The sequence below is a fragment of the Methylobacterium sp. Leaf99 genome, from assembly GCF_001422375.1.
Taxonomy (GTDB): domain Bacteria; phylum Pseudomonadota; class Alphaproteobacteria; order Rhizobiales; family Beijerinckiaceae; genus Methylobacterium.
In genome coordinates, this window is the sequence record NZ_LMMU01000001.1 from 2,012,741 (window position 1) to 2,032,288 (window position 19,548).

11 protein-coding genes are annotated in these 19,548 nt (G+C 70.0%); 8 read left to right on the forward strand and 3 right to left on the reverse strand.

All coding sequences use genetic code 11. From position 1 onward, the window contains the following. Nucleotides 1-29 precede the first annotated feature (29 nt). Nucleotides 30-1,607: a gamma-glutamyltransferase family protein gene (locus ASF28_RS09355; protein WP_056090591.1), complete on the forward strand. Its 1,578-nt coding sequence runs from the start codon at nucleotides 30-32 to the stop codon at nucleotides 1,605-1,607. Nucleotides 1,608-1,870: 263 nt separating this feature from the next. Here the strand turns inward: ASF28_RS09355 and ASF28_RS09360 are convergent, their stop codons facing one another. From ASF28_RS09360 to ASF28_RS21645, 3 genes are read right to left on the reverse strand one after another with little or no spacing between them, the layout of a single operon-like run. Further along, nucleotides 1,871-2,368 carry a PIN domain-containing protein gene (locus ASF28_RS09360; RefSeq protein WP_056090594.1) on the reverse strand — a complete coding sequence of 166 codons (498 nt, stop codon included), beginning with the start codon at nucleotides 2,366-2,368 and terminating at the stop codon, nucleotides 1,871-1,873. After that, nucleotides 2,368-4,863, reverse strand: coding sequence for a DNA methyltransferase (locus tag ASF28_RS09365; protein ID WP_056090597.1), 2,496 nt, complete (start codon nucleotides 4,861-4,863; stop codon nucleotides 2,368-2,370). The genes ASF28_RS09360 and ASF28_RS09365 overlap by 1 nt, the downstream gene beginning before the upstream one ends. Next, entirely contained in the window at nucleotides 4,860-5,342 is a 483-nt protein-coding gene (locus ASF28_RS21645) for a MerR family transcriptional regulator (RefSeq protein ID WP_082476077.1), read from the reverse strand. The genes ASF28_RS09365 and ASF28_RS21645 overlap by 4 nt, the downstream gene beginning before the upstream one ends. Before the next feature lie 290 nt (nucleotides 5,343-5,632). Between ASF28_RS21645 and ahcY the strand changes: the two genes are divergently transcribed. The 7 genes from ahcY to addA all read left to right on the forward strand — a co-directional run bounded on the left by ahcY (nucleotide 5,633) and on the right by addA (nucleotide 19,547). Further along, complete coding sequence (ahcY, locus tag ASF28_RS09375; RefSeq protein WP_056090602.1) at nucleotides 5,633-7,033, forward strand: adenosylhomocysteinase; 1,401 nt, start codon at nucleotides 5,633-5,635, stop codon at nucleotides 7,031-7,033. A 321-nt stretch (nucleotides 7,034-7,354) separates the two neighbouring features. Then, nucleotides 7,355-9,850 carry a sensor histidine kinase gene (locus ASF28_RS09380; RefSeq protein WP_056090606.1) on the forward strand — a complete coding sequence of 832 codons (2,496 nt, stop codon included), beginning with the start codon at nucleotides 7,355-7,357 and terminating at the stop codon, nucleotides 9,848-9,850. A gap of 176 nt (nucleotides 9,851-10,026) precedes the next feature. Further along, nucleotides 10,027-11,556, forward strand: a complete 1,530-nt coding sequence (gene tsaE, locus ASF28_RS09385) for a tRNA (adenosine(37)-N6)-threonylcarbamoyltransferase complex ATPase subunit type 1 TsaE (RefSeq protein ID WP_056091521.1) — start codon at nucleotides 10,027-10,029, stop codon at nucleotides 11,554-11,556. Nucleotide 11,557: 1 nt separating this feature from the next. Further along, the gene (locus ASF28_RS09390) at nucleotides 11,558-11,983 is read left to right on the forward strand and encodes a VOC family protein (RefSeq protein ID WP_056090609.1); all 426 of its coding nucleotides are present in this window, start codon (nucleotides 11,558-11,560) and stop codon (nucleotides 11,981-11,983) included. 70 nt (nucleotides 11,984-12,053) lie between these two features. Beyond that, nucleotides 12,054-12,791 carry a nucleotidyltransferase family protein gene (locus tag ASF28_RS09395; protein WP_056090612.1) on the forward strand — a complete coding sequence of 246 codons (738 nt, stop codon included), beginning with the start codon at nucleotides 12,054-12,056 and terminating at the stop codon, nucleotides 12,789-12,791. A gap of 118 nt (nucleotides 12,792-12,909) precedes the next feature. After that, nucleotides 12,910-16,098 carry a double-strand break repair protein AddB gene (gene addB / locus ASF28_RS09400; protein ID WP_244474938.1) on the forward strand — a complete coding sequence of 1,063 codons (3,189 nt, stop codon included), beginning with the start codon at nucleotides 12,910-12,912 and terminating at the stop codon, nucleotides 16,096-16,098. Further along, complete coding sequence (addA, locus tag ASF28_RS09405) at nucleotides 16,098-19,547, forward strand: double-strand break repair helicase AddA (RefSeq protein WP_056090615.1); 3,450 nt, start codon at nucleotides 16,098-16,100, stop codon at nucleotides 19,545-19,547. The genes addB and addA overlap by 1 nt, the downstream gene beginning before the upstream one ends. The last annotated feature ends 1 nt before the right edge of the window (nucleotide 19,548 follow it).

Here is a 19,548-nt window from a genome sequence, read left to right on the forward strand (position 1 = left end):
CACCAAGCCCCCGAACAAGGACCGATGCCGTGAGAGATTTCGCGAAGCCGGGGCGCTCGCCCGTCCACGCCGCCAACGGGGCGGTGGCGACCTCCCACCCCCTCGCGTCCCTGGTGGCCATGGAGACCCTGCGGGCCGGGGGCAACGCCGTCGACGCCGCCATCGCGGCCGTGGCCGTGCAGGGCGTGGTCGAGCCGGCCATGACCGGCCTCGGCGGCGACTGCTTCGTGCTGTACACGCCGAAGGGTGCAAGCGCGCCCGTCGCCCTCAACGGCTCCGGCCGCAGCCCGGCCGCCGCCCACGATGCCTGGTACCTCGAACGCGGGCTGTCCATCGAGCCGACCTCGCCCCACGCCGTCACGGTGCCGGGCGCCGTGGCGGCCTGGGCGAGGCTGCTCGCCGATCACGGCACCCGGTCCCTGGCCGACCTGCTGCAGCCGGCGATTGCCTGCGCCGAGGACGGCTACGCCGTGCAGCCCCGCGTCGCCCTCGACTGGGCCCGCAACCGCGACAAGCTCCGGGCCGATCCGGCCTCGGCCGCCGCCTACCTCGTCGACGGCGAAGCGCCGAAGGTCGGCACCCTCATGCGCCACCCCAAGCTCGCCGCCACCCTGCGGCGCATCGCCGAGCACGGCCCGGCGGGGTTCTACGAGGGGCCCGTGGCCGAGGACATGGTCGGGCGCCTGCGGGCGCTGGGCGGCCTCCACACCCTGGCGGATTTCGCGGGCGCCGCCCCCGAATACGTCACCCCCATCACCACGCGCTACCGCGGCTACGACGTCTACGAGTGCCCCCCGAGCGGCCAGGGCCTCGCCGCCCTGATGATGCTCAACGTGCTGTCGCAGTACGATGTCGGCGCCCTGTCGGAGGCGGACCGGGTCCACCTCTTCGCCGAGGCGTGCAAGCAGGCCTACCACCACCGCGACGCCCTGTTCGCCGATCCCGGAATCGCCGCCGTGCCGGTGGAGCACCTGCTGTCGGAGGCGTGGCGGGCCGCGGCGCGGGGCGCCATCGACATGGGGCGGGCGCAAGCCCCGGTGCTGTGGCCGGAGGTCCGCCACACGGACACGGTCTACCTCTGCGTCGTCGACCGCGACGGCAACGCCATCTCGCTCATCAACTCGATCTTCCAGGGGTTCGGCAGCGGCATCACCGCGCCGGAGAGCGGCGTGCTCCTGCACAATCGCGGCTTCTCGTTCCGGGTCGAGCCCGGCCACCCCAACACCATCGGCCCGTCAAAACGCCCGCTGCACACCATCATCCCGGGCATGCTCATGCGCGACGGCGCCGTGGTGGCCCCGTTCGGCGTCATGGGCGGGCACTACCAGGCCATGGGCCACGTCGAACTGCTCACCGGCCTCATCGACCGCGGCCTCGACGTGCAGGAGGCCCTCGACGCCCCGCGCAGCTTCGCCTACGGCGGCGGCGTCGAACTCGAGGGCGGTTTCTCCCCGGGCCTCGCCGACGCCCTCGCGGCCCGCGGCCACATAACGATCCCGACCCCCCTGCCCATCGGCGGCGGCCAGATCATCTGGATCGATCCCGCCACGGGAATCCGCGCCGCCGGGTCCGATCCGCGCAAGGATGGGTGCGCGTTGGGGTATTAGGGGTGGGGCGGCGGGGCGATGGCGTTCGGCAGAAGGTTTTTCGCGGAGGGCGTCCGATAAGGGGGGGCGCTCCTCGGGGGATGCATTTGCCCCTTAGCGGACCCGTTATAGGTCCACTAAGCGTCAGGCTGACTGATCGTCCGAGCAGTTAAAGCTGACCGTTAGGTTTCCGTCCGCATTCGGAAGAGAAATCATGATAGCTGTCATTCCAGAATAAGTATTTCCAGCTGTTGGAAACAGGCTCCTGGCATTAACGGGCTTGCTCAGATCACCGACAAGCGAAGTTCGGGGATCGCAGGGACGAAGCGATCGGCCAGCCGCTGATCGCAAGTTACTAAAAGATAGTCTCGTTCGACCGCCTGGGCAACGATCCATAAGTCGTTCTCATCAACTTGCAGTGTTTTGCTCGATGCACGGTCCTGCCAGTCCTCAAGCCAGCGCGGCGCTCGGCGCGACATATCGAGGTAATGGTCGGCTAGGCGCGCCTTAACGTCGCCGTAGGCCTCCGCGGTGTGGCGACCAACCTCGGCGAGAGGATAGGTAGCTGCTTGAGTCAGAGTTCGGCGAATGTGCGAGATGTCCTGCCCAACGCGAGTAGCAGCCTCCATTCCGTAGTGCAGCTCGGCAAGCACAACAACCGAGAGATAGACCAGATCGGCAGGATCGAAGGCTTGGGCACGGGCCTCGACGGCGGCGAAATTGGGGCGGCGGGGATCGAAAAGGACCGACACGAAATTAGTGTCGAGCAGGATTTGCTCCATCAGCCAACGAACCTGGCGAGTGCGTCATTCTCCTCCGGCGGCGCTGGCTTAAACACGTCGAGCACCCAAGCCGCACGGTTGGCGCCATGGTCCTTGGTCAGCCATTCGAATAGTGGCGCGTATCCCTTGAGCTTAGCCGGAAGCCAGCCACCGAACCGATGCGTAACGGGACGCGCGCGTCCGTCGAAATAGGCAAGCAATTGATGCTCGAGCCGCGGCGGCAGGCCGTAGCCATTGAGCACGATGGCGTCGATCCAAACCAGTAGTTTGTTCAGGCGGTCGTCCCAGTCGTCTGGTTGGAGGATCGACCGCGCTCGTTCTTCGAGCAACGCCTGATAGTCACCGACTGCCTCGCGTAGCTTGGCGTTATCAAGCTTGATAGGCAGCGGCAGGCTGACGAGCATGGCATTGGTGAAATCGTGGTCGGTCGAATGCTCAGTGACATAAGCGTTGGCGAGCGGGCCATTGAGAATCGCCGCAAGAATGGTCGCGTCGTAGCTGTTAGTCGGCCAGATGCCAGTGAACTGCTGCGAAGCCCATAGCCCGGCATAGTCGGCGGCGGCGGCTAGGCGCCAGGGGCCACGCGATGAGCGTTGGTTGTTGATGAGCACCTTGGGTTGATCCCATGGGCGGGCCAACGGACCTAGGCGATGGCTCAGCGTCGGGTCAGTGCTAAGCCACACTGGATTCGTCAGCTGGAACGGCGATAGACTATCAGAGGGTTTGTAGAATCCGCGCTCGCGTAGGGGGCCCGGCTCGCCAAGGACACCGCTACGCTGGGATCGCCACTGCAGCCCACGATGGATGTTGGCGTGGTCACCTAATCGTGGCGCTTTCTCCAGATAAGACCAAACCGCATCCAGTGCTCCAATCCAGAGGTCGCCACTTGGTACAGGCCGAACCATATGCCGTTCGGACGTTACCGTACCTTCAGCTAAGAACCGTTCCCGGCCGGCGTCCTCGACTGTGCGCACGGTTAAGCGAATGGGCTTTTCCACGTCAGCCGGCCGGCGGTCAGTCGCAATGACCAGCGCGCAAGGATAGGTTGCCTTCTCGAAAATGCGGTCGGGGAGTGAGACAAGCTCAACCCGCCCATAAATAGCAGCGATCCGAGTACGGAGCTGGCTATATTGCTTTTGCTGCAGAACGCCCCGCGGCATTATGAAGCCGATTGCTTCAGGTGCCGTGTCGACCGCCGCGTGAAGCGCTACCATCCCTTTGGACGGCGAGACCGCGAACGCTTCAGGATAGGCGAGGCGCTCCTCGGCAGTAAAATCCTCGAACGGTGGGTTGCAGAGGATCACAGTCGCACTCTCGAGGAACTTCGCGAGGACACCGGCCTTGAACAGATCGGTTGAGCGGATGTGCCAGCCATTGGCATTGGGATAGTCGGCGAGGATCAGCGAAAGCGTCGCGACCTCGCTGGCGAACGCATCGAGCTCGGCGCCAGCCATGCGATCAACCAGATATTGGTGACGTTTGTCCGCCGACCATTCGGGAGGCAGTTGTTCGCGCAACTCGCGCAGCGCTGCGACCAGGAAGATCCCTGCGCCGGCGAAAGGCTCGGCGATGCGCACCGTCTCTGGATCGAAACGCGATAAGTCGACCCGTTCTAGGACATATTCAGCGACCGGACGTGGGGTACTATGCGTACCGAACAGCTTGCGCGTGTCGGCGGTTACGAGCGTGTTCTCATAGACGAAGGCGAGGCTGTCGGACGAGATGTTGCGCAGTGTAATCGATCGACGCAGCCGTGCCCAAGCGGCGGTGATGTCATCCAGTGCGACTGCGGCAACGTCGGTGCCAAAGAGACCTAGCCCATAATAGCCTTGGATGCCACTGAGTACGGCGGCGACATCGTCACATAACCATCCAGTTGCGGCGGGATGCTCACGATCAATCAGAATTTTGGCAGATAGTAGCCGGAAAGTCAGTCTGAATGCCGCCTTCTCGCGTTCCTGGCTTGTGTCCGATTGTACAAGCAACGCTAGAACGTCGGTCATCACTCGGTGTAACTTATGCTGTACTTCACGCTCAATCGCGGGAAGCAGCCCCAAGTCGATGAAGTCTACTTGGACGGGCCCCCGTGGGACCCCGAGCGCCTTGGCGCGGTGGAGCGCTTGTGGAGTCCAACTATCTCGGTAGCGCGCGAACAGTGCGGCGAGTCCGCTGGTAGATACGCGCTCGAGCAAACGTGGCGCTCGACGGGCGCCTACGGCCCAAACGCCGACCTCGTCTTTATCGATTGAAAAGAAAATTGGAGCGCCCAGCGCTCGGTTGGCCATAACGGCGGCAGCGCTGTCGAGTTCGCCCTCGACGACGCCAAAGGCGGCCGAGCGGAAGGATTCGGGTGTCTGGGTGAACGCGGCGAGGGTCACGGTCCGCGTGTCGGCCGAAGCATTGAGCACATCAGCAAAACTATAGTCGCGGTGCATTGCCTCGGCCACGTAGCCAAGACCAAGCAGCTCGTGCTCGATCGAGACGAGCGGCGTCATCGGACCGACACTGCACGAAACAAAGGCAATTGCCTGGACTGATCCCGCGGCGCAAATTCGATCTCAAGCACGTCGAGATGCGGATCAAGCCGAAGGAACAGGGTGTCGGGATCGCTTTCTCCAATCCGCACCATACCCTCGCTCAAAAGCTCGCCACGCTCCATCGCACGCAACGCGAGGACACAACCGCGAAGCGCTGGGAACGGCGTGCCAGCGAATAAGTCGCGCAGCGCGTGCAGGAGATCCTTGTGAGCTTGAAGTTCGATTTTGAAGCGCTTGCGTAGAACTACGGCGAGGCGCAGTAGCAAGACATTTTGCCAGCTGTAGAGAGCTGGTCGACCTGGCCCGCCGCTGTTGACGTCGGGTGGGATCAGGTCGCGTCGGTGTGACCACTCCCGCAACTGGTTCGCGGTTAGCCCCGTCAACGTCTGGACTTGGCCGGCCGGAATCAAGTTCTTAACCAATCCTAAGGCGGTCATAATGACCACTCAGTTTCACAAAGCGGGTGTCCTAACCACTTTGTAGTTTCTAAGCGGGTAGGGCGACCGTTTCAAGCTCCACCATCGTCGGCGCCCTACAAGAAAATGTATGGCTGCTCCGGAATGGGGCCCGGTTGGCGGCAGGGCGCTGGCGACTAGACAGGTGATCGCCGCGCGCCATCCCACTCCATTAGAACCCCTCGCATAAAGACATCTTTATGTCTTGATTGCCTCGCATCCCGTCGCCTGCTATAGCCCCGGCCAACACGCAGCGGAGAGACGGAACCCCCATGGCTCAGGATTACATCGTCAAGGACATCGCGCTGGCCGAGTACGGCCGCAAGGAAATCTCCATCGCCGAGACCGAGATGCCCGGCCTCATGGCGACGCGCGAGGAGTACGGTCCGTCGCAGCCCCTGAAGGGCGCGAAGATCGCCGGCTCGCTGCACATGACGATCCAGACGGCCGTGCTCATCGAGACCCTGGCGGCCCTCGGCGCCGACATCCGCTGGGTCTCGTGCAACATCTACTCGACCCAGGACCACGCCGCCGCCGCCATCGCGGCCGCCGGCATCCCGGTCTTCGCCATCAAGGGCGAGACCCTGGAGGAGTACTGGGACTACACCTCGAAGCTGTTCGACTGGCACGGCGGCGGCCTGCCGAACATGATTCTGGACGACGGCGGCGACGCCACCATGTTCGTCCACCTGGGGCTCCGCGCCGAGAACGGCGACACCGCCTTCCTCGACAAGCCGGAATCGGAAGAGGAGGAGATCTTCTTCGCGCTTCTCAAGAAGAAGCTCGCCGAGAAGCCCAAGGGCTGGTTCGCGGGTCTGGCCGATTCCATCAAGGGCGTCTCGGAAGAGACCACCACGGGCGTGCACCGCCTCTACAACCTCGCCAAGGAGGGCAAGCTGCTCTTCCCGGCCATCAACGTGAACGACGCCGTCACCAAGTCGAAGTTCGACAACCTCTACGGCTGCCGTGAATCCCTCGTCGACGGCATCCGCCGCGGCACCGACGTGATGATGGCCGGCAAGGTCGCCATGGTCGCCGGCTTCGGCGATGTCGGCAAGGGTTCGGCCTCGTCGCTGCGCCACGCCGGCTGCCGCGTCCTGGTGTCGGAGGTCGATCCGATCTGCGCCCTCCAGGCCGCCATGGAAGGCTACGAGGTCGTCACCATGGAAGACGCCGCGCCCCGCGCCGACATCTTCGTGACCGCCACGGGCAACAAGGACATCATCACCCTCGACCACATGCGGGCGATGAAGGACCGGGCCATCGTGTGCAACATCGGCCACTTCGACAACGAGATCCAGGTCGCCGGCCTGAAGAACCTCAAGTGGTCCAACATCAAGCCGCAGGTGGACGAGATCACCTTCGCCGACGGCCACCGCATCATCCTCCTGTCGGAGGGGCGCCTGGTGAACCTCGGCAACGCCACCGGCCACCCGTCCTTCGTGATGTCGGCCTCGTTCACGAATCAGACCCTCGCCCAGATCGAGCTCTGGACCAACCCGGGCAAGTACGAGAAGCAGGTCTACACCCTGCCCAAGGCCCTCGACGAGAAGGTCGCCCTCCTGCACCTCGAGAAGATCGGCGTGAAGCTGTCGAAGCTCAGCCCCGAGCAGGCCGCCTATATCGGCGTCTCCGAGACCGGCCCGTTCAAGCCCGACCACTACCGCTACTGAGCCCGGCGCCCCTCCGGGGGCGTCCCTCCGGGGGCGCCCCGGCTCCTCACCGACTCGTGAAAAGGCCCGGCTTCCCGCCGGGCTTTTTTTATGAACGGGCCGGCCCGCCAGCTTGACCGCACTGTGACTTTTCTGCGGCCCCGGCGGCCCGCGTGCCGGAAACCGGAGAAGTCCGCCTCAACCCTCTTCCGGGACGAATCCGCCTCGCGCTACTGTGGGTCGATTCCTCAGGTGGAGTGATCCGCCGACGGCCCCGCGGGGCCGGAGGCGGGATCGGCGCGTTCGGCGCCGCGTCGGGGATTCGTGGGGGCGGACCGGATCATGAGGGTCGATCGAACGGCGCGCGCCGTGGTGTGCGCCGGCGCTGTCGTCGTCGCTGCGGCCGGTGGACCGGCGCGGGCCGCCGCGCCCGGAACGGACCCGTCCGCCTGGACCATCGGCCTCGGGCCGCACACCCACAACGCCGTCGGCCTCGCGATTCTCATCGGGCTGACGGTGTTCTCCACCATCCTGGCCCTGCTGCACATGCGCGAGCGCGCCCGCTGGAGCCACCGCGACGCGGAGCTCACCCGCGAGCTCACCCGCCTGCGCGGCGCCCACGACCGCGCCGAGATGCTGCTGCATTCCGAGCGCCAGGTCATCGTCACCTGGACCGGCCGCGGCTCCGGACTCATCGAGGGCGACACCGGCCTCGCCCTCGACGGACGCCGGCTCTCGGCCGACGATCCCGACCACCTCCTCCAGTTCGACGCCTGGCTCCAGCCCTCCGACGCCCGCGATCTCACCGCCGCCGTGGACGGCCTGCGCGCCCGCGGCACGGGCTTCCGCCTCAGCCTGCGCACCCAGGACGGCCGCTTCGTCGAGGTCCAGGGCCAGGCGCTCGCCGGCCGCGCCCTCCTGCGCCTGCGCGAGACCACGGAAGAACGCCGTGAACTCATGGACTTGCGCCTCACCCTCGACGAGGCGCGGCGCGGCCTCGCGGCGCTGGGCGGACTCCTCGACGCGATCCCCCAGCCCCTGTGGCGGCGCAACCGCGACGGGGCGCTCGCCTGGGTCAACACCGCCTACGTGGCCGCCGTGGAAGCCGACAGCCGCGAGGCGGCGCTCGGCCTCGAGCTCCTCGACCGCCAGGCCCGCGACCTCATCGCCCGGGACGACGGCACCCGGACGCCCACCGGCGGCCGGCCCGCCCTGCGCCTCTCCGCCGTGGTGGCCGGCGGCCTGCGCATCCTCGACGTGACGGAGAGCGCCGTGGAGGCCGGCCGCGTCGGCATCGCCGTCGACGTCTCGGAGCTGGAGAGCGTGCGCGCCGACCTCCAGCGCCAGATGGACGCCAACGTCCGCACCCTCGACCAGCTGCCCACGGCGGTGGCGATGTTCGACGCCCGCCAGCGCCTCATCTTCCACAACGCCGCCTACCGCCAGCTCTGGGGCCTCGACCAGGCCTTCCTCGAGGGCCGGCCCCTCGACGGCGAGATCCTCGATCGCCTCCGCGCCTCGCGAAAACTGCCCGAGCAGGCCGATTTCAAGTCGTGGAAGGCCGACGTGCTCGCCGCCTACCGCGCCGTCGAGGCCAGCGAGGCGTGGTGGTACCTGCCCGACGGGCGGTCCCTGCGCGTCGTCGCCGACCCCAATCCGCAGGGCGGCCTGACCTACCTGTTCGACGACGTCTCGGAGAACATGAAGCTCGAATCGCGCTACAACGCGCTGATGCGGGTGCAGGCCGAGACCCTCGACACCCTCAAGGAGCCCGTGGCGGTGTTCGGCGCCGACGGTCGCCTCACCTTCGCCAACCGCGCCTTCGCCACCCTGTGGCGCCTCGACGCCGCCACCCTGTCCGAGCGCCCCCGCGTCGACGCGGTGATCGCGGCCTGCCGCGCCCTCGCGCCCGACGAGGAGCCGTGGCTCGACATCCGCGGCGCCATCACGGGTCTGGAGAGCAGGGCCGGCCTGACCTGCCGCCTCGAGGTGATCGACGGCACCGTCCTCGACTGCGCCGCCCAGCCCCTGCCGGAGGGCGCCACCCTCCTCACCCTCATCGACGTCACCGCGAGCGTGAACGTCGAGCGCGCGCTCACCGACAAAAACGACGCCCTGGAGCGGACCTCGCAGCTGCGCGACACCTTCGTGAACCACGTCTCCTACGAGCTGCGCTCGCCGCTCACCAACATCATCGGCTTCACCCAGCTCCTCGGCGACGAGACCGTCGGCGCCCTCAACGAGCGCCAACGCGAATATTCCGGCCACATCATGCGCTCGTCGGGCGCGCTCCTGGTGATGATCAACGACATCCTCGACCTCGCCTCCATCGATGCCGGCTCCCTCGAGCTGTCGCGCGAGGTCGTGGATGTCCGCGCCACCGTCGAGGCGGCCGTGCGCGGCCTGGAGGATCGCTTCGCCGAGGCGGCCATCGGCCTAGACCTCGACGTGCCCGACGATGTCGGCAGCTTCGTCGCCGACGGCAAGCGGGTGCGCCAGATCCTGTTCAACCTGCTCTCCAACGCCGTGGGCTTCTCCGCACCGGGCCAGCAGGTCCGCGTCGAGGTCCGGCGCAGCGCCACGGACCTTACCCTCGCGGTCATCGACTACGGCCAGGGCATGCCCGAGGAGGTCGCCGCCCGGGTGTTCGACCGGTTCGAGAGCAACACCCTGGGGACCCGCCATCGCGGCGTCGGCCTCGGCCTGTCCATCGTGCGCTCCTTCGTCGAACTGCACGGCGGCCGGGTCGCCCTCGAATCCGCCCCGGGGGTCGGCACCCGCGTCACCTGCACCTTCCCCATCGCCGCCGGCACGGCCCGCCGGGCCGCCGCCGAGTAGGAAGCGTCGCCGATTCGGGAGCCTTCGGCCGTTCCGGGGTTTTGGTTAAGGATGCGCGTCTATGATGACGGGTATCGTGCGGCCCCGCGACGGCTCGCGGCCACGGTAGGAGTTGGGCGTTGAACGAGGACGGTGCGGATTCGCCCCAGCGTGACGTGCGGGCGGCCTGGGAGATCATGCTCCCCGACGAGGGCGCCACCGAGGATCTCGGCCGCTTCCTGGCCGAGCTCCTTCAGCCGGGCGATCTCGTCGCCCTGTCGGGCGGCCTCGGCGGCGGCAAGACGACCCTCGCCCGCGCGCTGATCCGCGAACTAACCGCCACGCCCGACCTCGACGTGCCGAGCCCGACCTTCACCCTGATCCAGCCCTACGAGGCGCCGGGCGGACGCCAGATCGTCCATGCCGACCTCTACCGCCTGCGCAGCCCCGACGAACTCGTCGAGCTCGGCTTCGACGAGATGACGGAGGCGGCCATCACCCTGGTGGAATGGCCCGAGCGCCTCGGCGACCGCGCTGGGCCCATCCTCACCGTCGATCTCTCCCTGCGGGCGGAGTTCGGCGACGGCGCGCGCTTTGCCCGCATCGACGGGTCCGGCGGCATGGACGCCCGGCTGAAGCGGGCCAGGGCCCTGCGCATCCTCCTCGTGCGCAGCGGCTGGGACGAGGCCGCGCGCATTCCGATGCAGGGCGATGCCTCTTCGCGCGCCTACGAGCGTTTGATAAAGCCGGACGGCGCCCGCGCCGTGCTGATGGTGTCGCCGCCCCGCAGCGACGGCCCGCCGGTGCGCAACGGCAAGCCCTACAGCGCCATCGTCAAGCTCGCCGAGAGCGTCCACGCCTTCGTCGGCGTCGATCGCGGCCTGCGGGCGCTGGGCTTCTCGGCCCCGCGCATCTACGGCGAGGACCTCAACGAGGGCCTCCTCATCATCGAGGACCTCGGCTCGGAGCCGGTGGTGGATGCCAGCGGCCCGCGTCCCGAGCGCTACGCCGAGGCCGTGCGCCTGCTCGCCAAGCTCCACGCCACGGAACTGCCCGGCGTGCTGCCCGTGGCCGACGGGATCGACCACGTCCTGCCGCCCTACGACCTCGAAGCCCTGGTGTTCGAGACCGAGCTGCTGCCCGACTGGTACTGCCCGGCGATCCGGGGGGCGGATCTGCCAAGCCCGGCCCGCTCGGAGTTCGTCGCCCTCTGGGCGGAGGTTCTAGGGGGGCTCATTCCCGAGCGCCCGACCTGGACCCTGCGGGACTATCACTCGCCGAACCTGATCTGGCTGCCCCAGCGCGAAGGCCTGGAGCGCATCGGCCTCATCGACTTCCAGGATGCCGTGCTCGGGCACCCGGCCTACGACCTCGCCTCCCTGCTGCAGGACGCGCGGGTCGATGCGACCGCCGAGTTCGAGCTGCGCCTGCTCGGGCTCTACGTCCGCGAGCGCCGCAACCGCGAGCCCGATTTCGACATGCAGGGCTTCGCCCGCGCCTACGCGGTGCTGGCGGCGCAGCGCGCCACCAAGATCCTCGGCATCTTCGCCCGCCTCGACCGGCGCGACGGCAAGCCCGGCTACCTCGCCCACCTGCCGCGCATCGAGGGCTACCTCACCCGCAACCTCGCCCACCCGGCCCTGACCCGCCTGCGCCTGTGGCACGCCGAGCACCTGCCCGACCTCGTGCCGAAGGCCGCACCGGACGCCGCGCCCGAGGACGCCTGAGATGGACCCGCGCCTGACCCTCGTGACCCTCGGCGTCGCCGACCTCGCCCGGGCGTCGCGCTTCTACGAGGCCCTCGGCTGGACCCGCTCGGCCTACGCCTCCGAGGGCGTGGCCTTCTTTCAGCTCGGCGGACTCGTCCTGTCGCTCTATCCCCATACGGCCCTGGCCGAGGATGCCGGCGTCGCGGTCGAAGGCAGCGGCTTTCGCGGCTTCGCCCTGGCCCACAACACCGCGAGCCGGGCGGAGACCGATGCGGTGCTGGCGGAGGCCGTGCGCGCCGGCGCCACCCTGGTGAAACCCGCCCGGGACGCGTTCTGGGGCGGCTATTCGGGCTACTTCGCCGATCCCGACGGGACCCTGTGGGAGGTGGCCTGGAACCCGGACTTGATCCCGCGGGCCGACGGCACCGTGCGACTGCCTGCTTGAATTCGACCGGGCCGGCTCGCCCGCGTTCATCCCACCTGCGCCCGGAAGCGCGATGCGAGACCCCGCCGGAATGTCCGACACGCCCCCCATCACCCGCGCCTTCGTCCTCGCCGCCGGCCTCGGCAAGCGCATGCGCCCCATCACCGCGACGGTGCCGAAACCCCTCGTCGAGGTGGCCGGCCGCGCCCTCCTCGACCACGCCCTCGACCGGGCTGCGGAGGGCGGGATCACGGAGGCCGTGGTCAACGTCCACTACCTCGCCGACCTCATCGAGGGGCATGTCGGCAAGCGCCGGACCGCCCCCGAGATCGTGATCTCCGACGAGCGCGACCGACTGCTGGAGACCGGCGGCGGCGTGAAGAAGGCCCTGCCGCTCCTCGGCGACGATCCGTTCGTGGTCTTCAACGCGGATTCGTTCTGGCTCGAGGGGCCGGACTCGAACCTCGGCCGCCTCGTCGCCGCTTGGTCGCCCGGGACCATGGACATCCTGCTCCTCGTCGCCCCCACCGCCACCAGCCTCGGCTACGAGGGCGCGGGCGATTTCGTGATGGCGTCCGACGGGCGCCTGGAGCGGCGCGGCGAGCGCGAGGTCGCGCCGTTCATCTATGCGGGCGTCGCCATCCTGAAGCCCGGGCTGTTCGCGGACACGCCCGAGGGTGCGTTCTCCCTCAACCTCCTGTTCGACCGCGCCATCGCCGCCGGCCGCCTCCACGGCCTGCGCCTCGACGGGCAGTGGCTCCACGTCGGCACGCCGGAAGCCATCGTCGCGGCCGAGGCCCGCGTGAAGGCCAGCGCGCAGGTGCTGTAGGCGGCTTCACGGCGCCGCATTGCAAGCTCCCGCCCTGGGCTTATGCTGACCGATGGTCCGATGGAGCATCGCGTTTCCGCGATGACAGGCGCCTCAATTCGTCCCACGAACGCCAACGGTGGCTGAGCTGACGCACACGAGCGACGACGAGCCCGCCAGCCCCTCCCGCGTCTTCACCATCCCCCCCGGCGCACCGTTCCTGCCGACCCTCGCCGACGCCCTGCTCTCCGGCCGGCTCGTGGGCGACCTCGGGGACGATCCCTTCGCCCTCGCCGCCGTCACCCTCTACCTGCCGACGCGCCGGGCCGCGAAGGCGTTCTCGGCGCTGCTGGCCCAGCGCCTGGGCCGGGCCGCCCTCCTGCCCCGGATGGTGCCCCTCGGCGAGGCCGACGAGGCCGAACTCGATCTCGCCACGACCCCGCTTCTCGAGAACGGGCCGGACGTGCTCGCCCCCGCCATGCCGCCCCTGGAACGCCGGCTGATCCTCGCCCGCCTCGTCCAGCAATGGGCCGAGGCCGTGGACCGCACCCTCCTGCCCATGGACGACGACGTGCCCTTCCTGGTGCCGTCCTCGCCCGCCGACGCCGTGGCGCTGGCCGCCGACCTCGAACGCCTCATGGACGCCCTCACCGTCGAGGGGCTGCCCTGGGCGGAGATCGGCGGCGCCGTCGAGGTGGAGTACTCGCGCTACTTCGGCCTGACCCTGGATTTCGTGAAGATCGCCGCCGAGCACTGGCCCGGAATCCTCGCCGAGCGGCACATGAGCGACCCCGTCGCGCGCTCGCGCCGATTGCTGGTGGCGGAGGCCGACCGCCTGCGCCGCGAGCGCCCGGCCGATCCGGTGATCGTGGCCGGCTCCACGGGCTCCGTCCCGGCGACCACCCGCCTCATCACGGCGGTGCGGGGGCTTCCCCGGGGCGCCGTGGTGCTGCCGGGCCTCGACACGCGCCTCGACACGGCCGGCTGGGATGCCATCGAGACCGGCGAGGGCAGCGCCAAGACGATCGCCCACGGCCACCCGCAGGCGATTCTGCACCGGCTTCTCGGGCCGACCGGCCTCGGTCTCGCGCGCGGGGCGATCGCCGGTCTCGGAGACCCGGATGCGGCGGCCCAAGCCCGCGCGGACCTGCTCTCGCAGGCCCTGCGGCCCGCCGAGACCACGGAGGCCTGGGCGGACCTCGACCCGGAGGCCCGCCTGTTGCTCGGCGGGGCCGGCATGGCGGGGATCGCCGTGGTCGAGGTCTCCGACGAGCGCGAGGAGGCCCTGAGCATCGCCATCGCCCTGCGCGAAACCCTGGAGACGCCCGGCGCCACCGCCGCCCTCGTCACCCCCGACCGGAACCTCGCCGTCCGGGTCGCGGCCGAGCTCGCCCGCTGGGGCATCGTCGCCGAGGATTCCGCCGGCGAGGCCCTGTCGTGCAGCCGGGCCGGACGCCTCGCGCGGCTCACCGCCGAATGCGCCGCCGACCTTCAGCCGGCCCGGATCATCACCCTCCTGGCCCATCCGTTCGTGCGCCTCGGCCTGCCGCGGAGCGAGGTGGTCCGGGCCGCCGCCGCCCTGGAGATCGGTGCCCTGCGCGGTCCCGCCCCCGGGCCGGGCTTTGTCGGCCTGCACCGGGCGGTGGTCGATCAGCGCGGCGCCACCGGACGCCGGCCCCGGGCCAAGCGCCGCCTCGTCGACCACGACTGGGATCTCGCCGCCGACATCCTCGCCCGCCTGGAGGCGGCCTTCGCCGGCTTCCTTCGGACCGACCACGACGGCCTCGGCAACCTCGTCGCCTACGCCGCGTGCCACCGCGCCACCGTCGAGGCGCTGCTGGCCCCGCCGGCCGAGGGAGAATCCGAGCCCGTCGACGACGCCTCCCTCGATGTCCTCGACAGCCTGTTCGATGACATCGCCGCAATCCCCGACGAGATGAAGCCCGGCGCGCCCTTCCGGATTCCCGGACAGTTCTCCGACTACCCGGCCTTCTTCACGGCCCTCACCACCGAACGGCCCGTGGCCTGCGGCGGCGGGCGCCCGCATCCGCGCCTGCGCATCCTCGGCCTCCTGGAGGCCCGGCTCATGAGCGTCGACCGCATCGTCCTCGGCGGCCTCGACGAGGGCGTGTGGCCGATGAAGACGGTCACCGACGCCTTCCTCAACCGGCCCATGCGCGAGCGCGTCGGCCTCAACCCGCCCGAGCGCCGCATCGGCCAGAGCGCCCACGACTTCGTCCAGGCCCTGGGCCATCGCGACGCCGTCATCACCCGGGCGGCCAAGCGCGAGGGCGCGCCGACGGTGCCGTCGCGCTTCCTCCAGCGCCTGCGCGCGTTCGCCGGGGAGACGTGCTGGGAGCGGGCCGTGGCGGGCGGCCGGCGGTTCACGGCCTATGCCGCCCACCTCGACCGGGGCGCCGGCCCGGTGCCGCGCCTCTCCCAGCCCAAGCCCCGCCCGGACCCGGCCCTGTTCCCCCGCACCCTGAGCGTCACCGAGATCGAGACCCTGGTGCGCGACCCCTACGTGATCTTCGCCCGCCACGTGCTCGGCCTCGATCCCCTGGAGCCCGTGGCGGCGCAGCCCGGCGCGAGCGAGCGCGGCACCCTGATCCACGAGATTTTGGGAAAGTTCGCGCAGGCCTTTCCGGAGACGCTGCCCGAGCCGGGTGTCGCGCACGATCGACTCGCGGCCATCGCCACCAAGGAGTTTGCTGCGATCTCCGGGACGTATCCTGCGCTCTACGCCGAGTGGTGGCCGCGCTATGAACGCCTCGCCTCCAGGTTTCTCGACTGGGAAACCGCGCGCCGGGACGGTCTCACCCGGGTCCACGGCGAAGTCTCGGGCAAGTGGCTGATCCCGCTGGGCAACGAGACCTTCACCCTGCGCGCCCGCGCCGACCGGATCGAGCTCGGCCGCGACGGGACCGCCTGCATCGTCGACTACAAGACCGGCCAGCCGCCGAGCAACAAGGAGGTCTTCGCCGGCTTCTCGCCGCAGCTCACCCTGGAGGCGGCCATGCTCCTGCACGGCGCCTTCGATGGACTGCCCCGGACGCCCGTGACGCCGGACCTGCTCTACGTGTACGCGTCCGGCGGGCGCAAACCGTTCGAGCCGCTCCCCGTGAAGCCGCCGAAGGGCGATGACCGCAAGGTCGCCGCCATCGTTTCCGAACACGAGGGCCGCCTGCGCGGCCTCCTCGCCCGTTTCTTCACCGGCGAGGCGGCCTACACGTCGCGCCCCTACCCGAAATTCGCCAAGTCCTACGGCGATTACGACCACCTCGCCCGGGTGCTCGAATGGTCGCTCGGCGGCGAGGGAGACGGCTGATGACGGCCCATTCGCCGAAGGCCTTCGTGGTCGACGAACTCACCCAGGCGTCCCAGCGCCGGGCCGCCGATCCGCACGCCTCGGCCTGGGTCTCGGCCAATGCGGGGGCGGGCAAGACCAAGGTGCTCACCGACCGGGTGGTGCGCCTGCTGCTGGACGGGGCGCCGCCGGCGTGCATCCTGTGCCTGACCTTCACCAAGGCGGCGGCCGCCAACATGTCGATCCGGGTGTTCCGGGTGCTCGGCCGCTGGGTCACCCTCGACGCGCCCACCCTGACGCAGGAACTGACGGCGCTCACGGGCGCACCGCCCTCGCGAGAGACGCTGCGGGCGGCGCGGCGCCTGTTCGCCCGGGCGGTGGAGACGCCGGGGGGGCTCAAGATTGAGACCCTGCACGCCCTGTGCGAGCGCCTGCTGCACATGTTCCCGTTCGAGGCCAACGTCCCGGCCCGCTTCGAGGTCTTGGACGACGACCACGCGGACGCGGCCTTCGCGGCGGCGGTGGACGCGGTCTACGCCGAGGCGATCTCGGCGCGCGCGGATCGGGACCTCGCGGCGGCCTGGGCCATCGTCAGCGCCGAGGCAACGGGCGACATCCTGCGCCGGACGATCCGCACGGCCCTGCGCGCGCGGGGCGTGTTCGCGCAGCGCGGCGGGCTCGAACGGTCGTTCGCCGCCCTCGCCAGCGCCCTCGACCTCAAGGCCGGCGAGACGGTGGCCGCCGTCGAGGCCCGCATCCTCGCGGGCGGGCTCGGCGATCTCACGGACTTCGCCGCCCGCCTGCGCACGGGCAAATCCACCGACGAGGGGCTGGCCGACAAGCTCCTGGAGGCCGAGGCCACCGAGGGACCCGGACGGGTCGAGGCGTATCGCGCGGTGTTCTTCACCAAGGACGGCAGCCCGAAGGCCGACCGGAGTCTCGGCACCAAGGCGGTGCCGGAAGAGGCCCGCCAGGCCCTCGCCGACGAGCGCGACCGGATCGCGCCCCTCGACGATTCCTTACGCGGCGTGCTCGCCCTGGAGCGCACCCGCGCCCTGTTCACCCTGGCGGCCGAGATCCACCGTCGGGTCGAGGCCGAGAAGGCGCGCCTCGGCGCCCTCGACTTCGACGATTTGATCCACAAGACCCTCGATCTCCTGGCCCGGGTCGATTCCGCCTGGGTCCTGTACAAGCTCGACCGGGGCATCGACCACGTCCTCGTCGACGAGGCGCAGGACACCAACCCGCTTCAATGGGAGATCCTGCGCCGGATCACCGCCGAGTTCGCCGCCGGCGCGGGCGCCCGCGAGGTCGCGCGGACACGCTTTGCCGTGGGCGATCCCAAGCAGTCGATCTACAGCTTCCAGGGCGCCGAGCCCCGCGAGTTCGAGACCACCCGGCGGGAATGGATCAAGGCCGCCGCCGCCGCCGACCTGCCGTTCGAGGACGTCCACCTCACCCTGTCGTTCCGCTCGACCCGGGGCGTCCTCGGGGCGGTGGATGCAACTTTCAAGGTTCCCGAGCATTACGAGGGGCTGTCGTTCGAGGATACCGGAATCGGCACCGTCCACACTACCGCGCGGGCGACCGCCCCCGGCGCCCTCGAACTCTGGCCCGTCGCCGAGCCGCAGGCCGAGGCGGACCCCGATGCCTGGGCCGCCCCCGTGGATGCGCCCGAGGCCAGCGCCCCGGCGGTCGTCACCGCGCGGCGCGTGGCACAGGCGGCCGCGACCTGGATCACCACGGGCGACGAGACCGGCCGGGTCTGGCGTCCGGGCGACATCCTCATCCTGGTGCGCAAGCGCTCGGTGGCGTTCGAGGAGGTGATCCGCGCCATGAAGGGACTGGGCGTGCCCGTGGCCGGCCAGGACCGCCTCGACATCGCCGCCCACATCGCCGTCAACGACCTCGTGGCGGTGGGGCGGGCCGGCCTCCTGCCCGCCGACGACCTGACCCTCGCGGGGGCCCTGAAGACACCCCTCGTCGGCCTCGACGACGACGACCTCGTGCGCATCGCCGCCCGGCGGGAGGAGTCCGAGACCCTCGAGGATGCGCTGGCCCGCCACGCCGCCGCCGGCGATCCCGCCGCGATCCGGGGCCGGGACGCCCTGCGCCTGTGGATCCGTCTGGCCGCCTGCGAAGGCCCGTTCGCGTTCTACGCCGCCATCCTCGGCGCCCATGGCGGGCGCCGCGCCCTGGTCTCCCGGCTCGGCGGCGAGGCCGGGGACGCCATCGACGTGTTCCTCGCCACCGCCGCCCAGGCCGAGCAGGCCGGCGAGGCGTCCTCCCTCGGAGGCTTCCTTGCCCGCTACGCCACGGTGCCGGGGCGCGGCGAGGCCGGGCACACGGTCAAGCGCGACCTCGAATCCGGCCGCGACGAGGTCCGGGTGATGACCGTCCACGGGGCCAAGGGCCTGGAGGCGCCCCTCGTGGTGATCATCGACGGCAGCGAGCCCCTCGGCCGCAACGATCCGCCGCTTTTCACCCTGGCGGGGGGGCTGCCGCCGGTCTGGTCGAGCGCCAAGACCTATGACAGCGAACCCATCGGCGCGGCGCGGGCCGGCCTCCAGGCCCGCGCCCGCGAGGAGCACCACCGCCTGCTCTACGTGGCCATGACCCGGGCCGCCGATCGCCTCGTCGTCGCCCCCTATCGCGGGCACGAGACCGGGGGCGAGACCGCCTGGTGCGAGATGATCCGGCGTGGCGTCGAGGAGGATATCGGTCCGGGCACCGCGATGGAGCGGCCCTACGGCCCCGTCACCCTCTGGCACGAGGGCGGTGCCGCCGCGGCCCCCGCCTCCGCCGCCGCCGCGCCGGCCCAGGCGGACGCCGTGCCGCCGTGGCTCGAAACACCCGCGCCGGACGAGACCGAGCCCGCCCCGCCCGTGAGCCCCTCCGGTGCGCTCGGCGCGGCGGATTCCCAGCGCACGCCCGGCCGGCGCCAGGGCGATGCCCAGGCCCGGCGCCGGGGCGTGCTGATCCATTCGCTCATCGAGCACCTGCCGCGCCTCGACCCGGCACTGCGCAGGAAAGCCGCGACCCGCTTCGTGCGCGCCCGCGCGCCGACCCTCGAGGACGCCGCGCGAAAAGCCATCGTGGCCGCCACGATGCGGCTCCTCGATGAGCCGGATCTCGCGCCCCTGTTCGCGCGGGATGCCAGGGCGGAGGTGACCCTGTCGGGCCGTGTCGTGGTCGAGGGGACCGAGCGCCCGGTCTTCGGCCGCGTCGATCGCCTCGCGGTCGGACCCGAGACGGTGGTGGTCGCCGACTTCAAGACCGGTCGCCCGCCGGCCGAGGATGCGCCCCTGTCGGATGCGGATGCCGGGCAGATCGCGCTCTACGCCGCCCTCCTCGCCCAGATCTTCCCGGGCCGGCGCATCGTGCCGATGCTGGTCTGGACCTCGGGTCCGACCCTGCGTCGTTTGACCGAAGATGAACGCGCCCGCGCGCTCAAGGGGCTGGCGGCGTGAC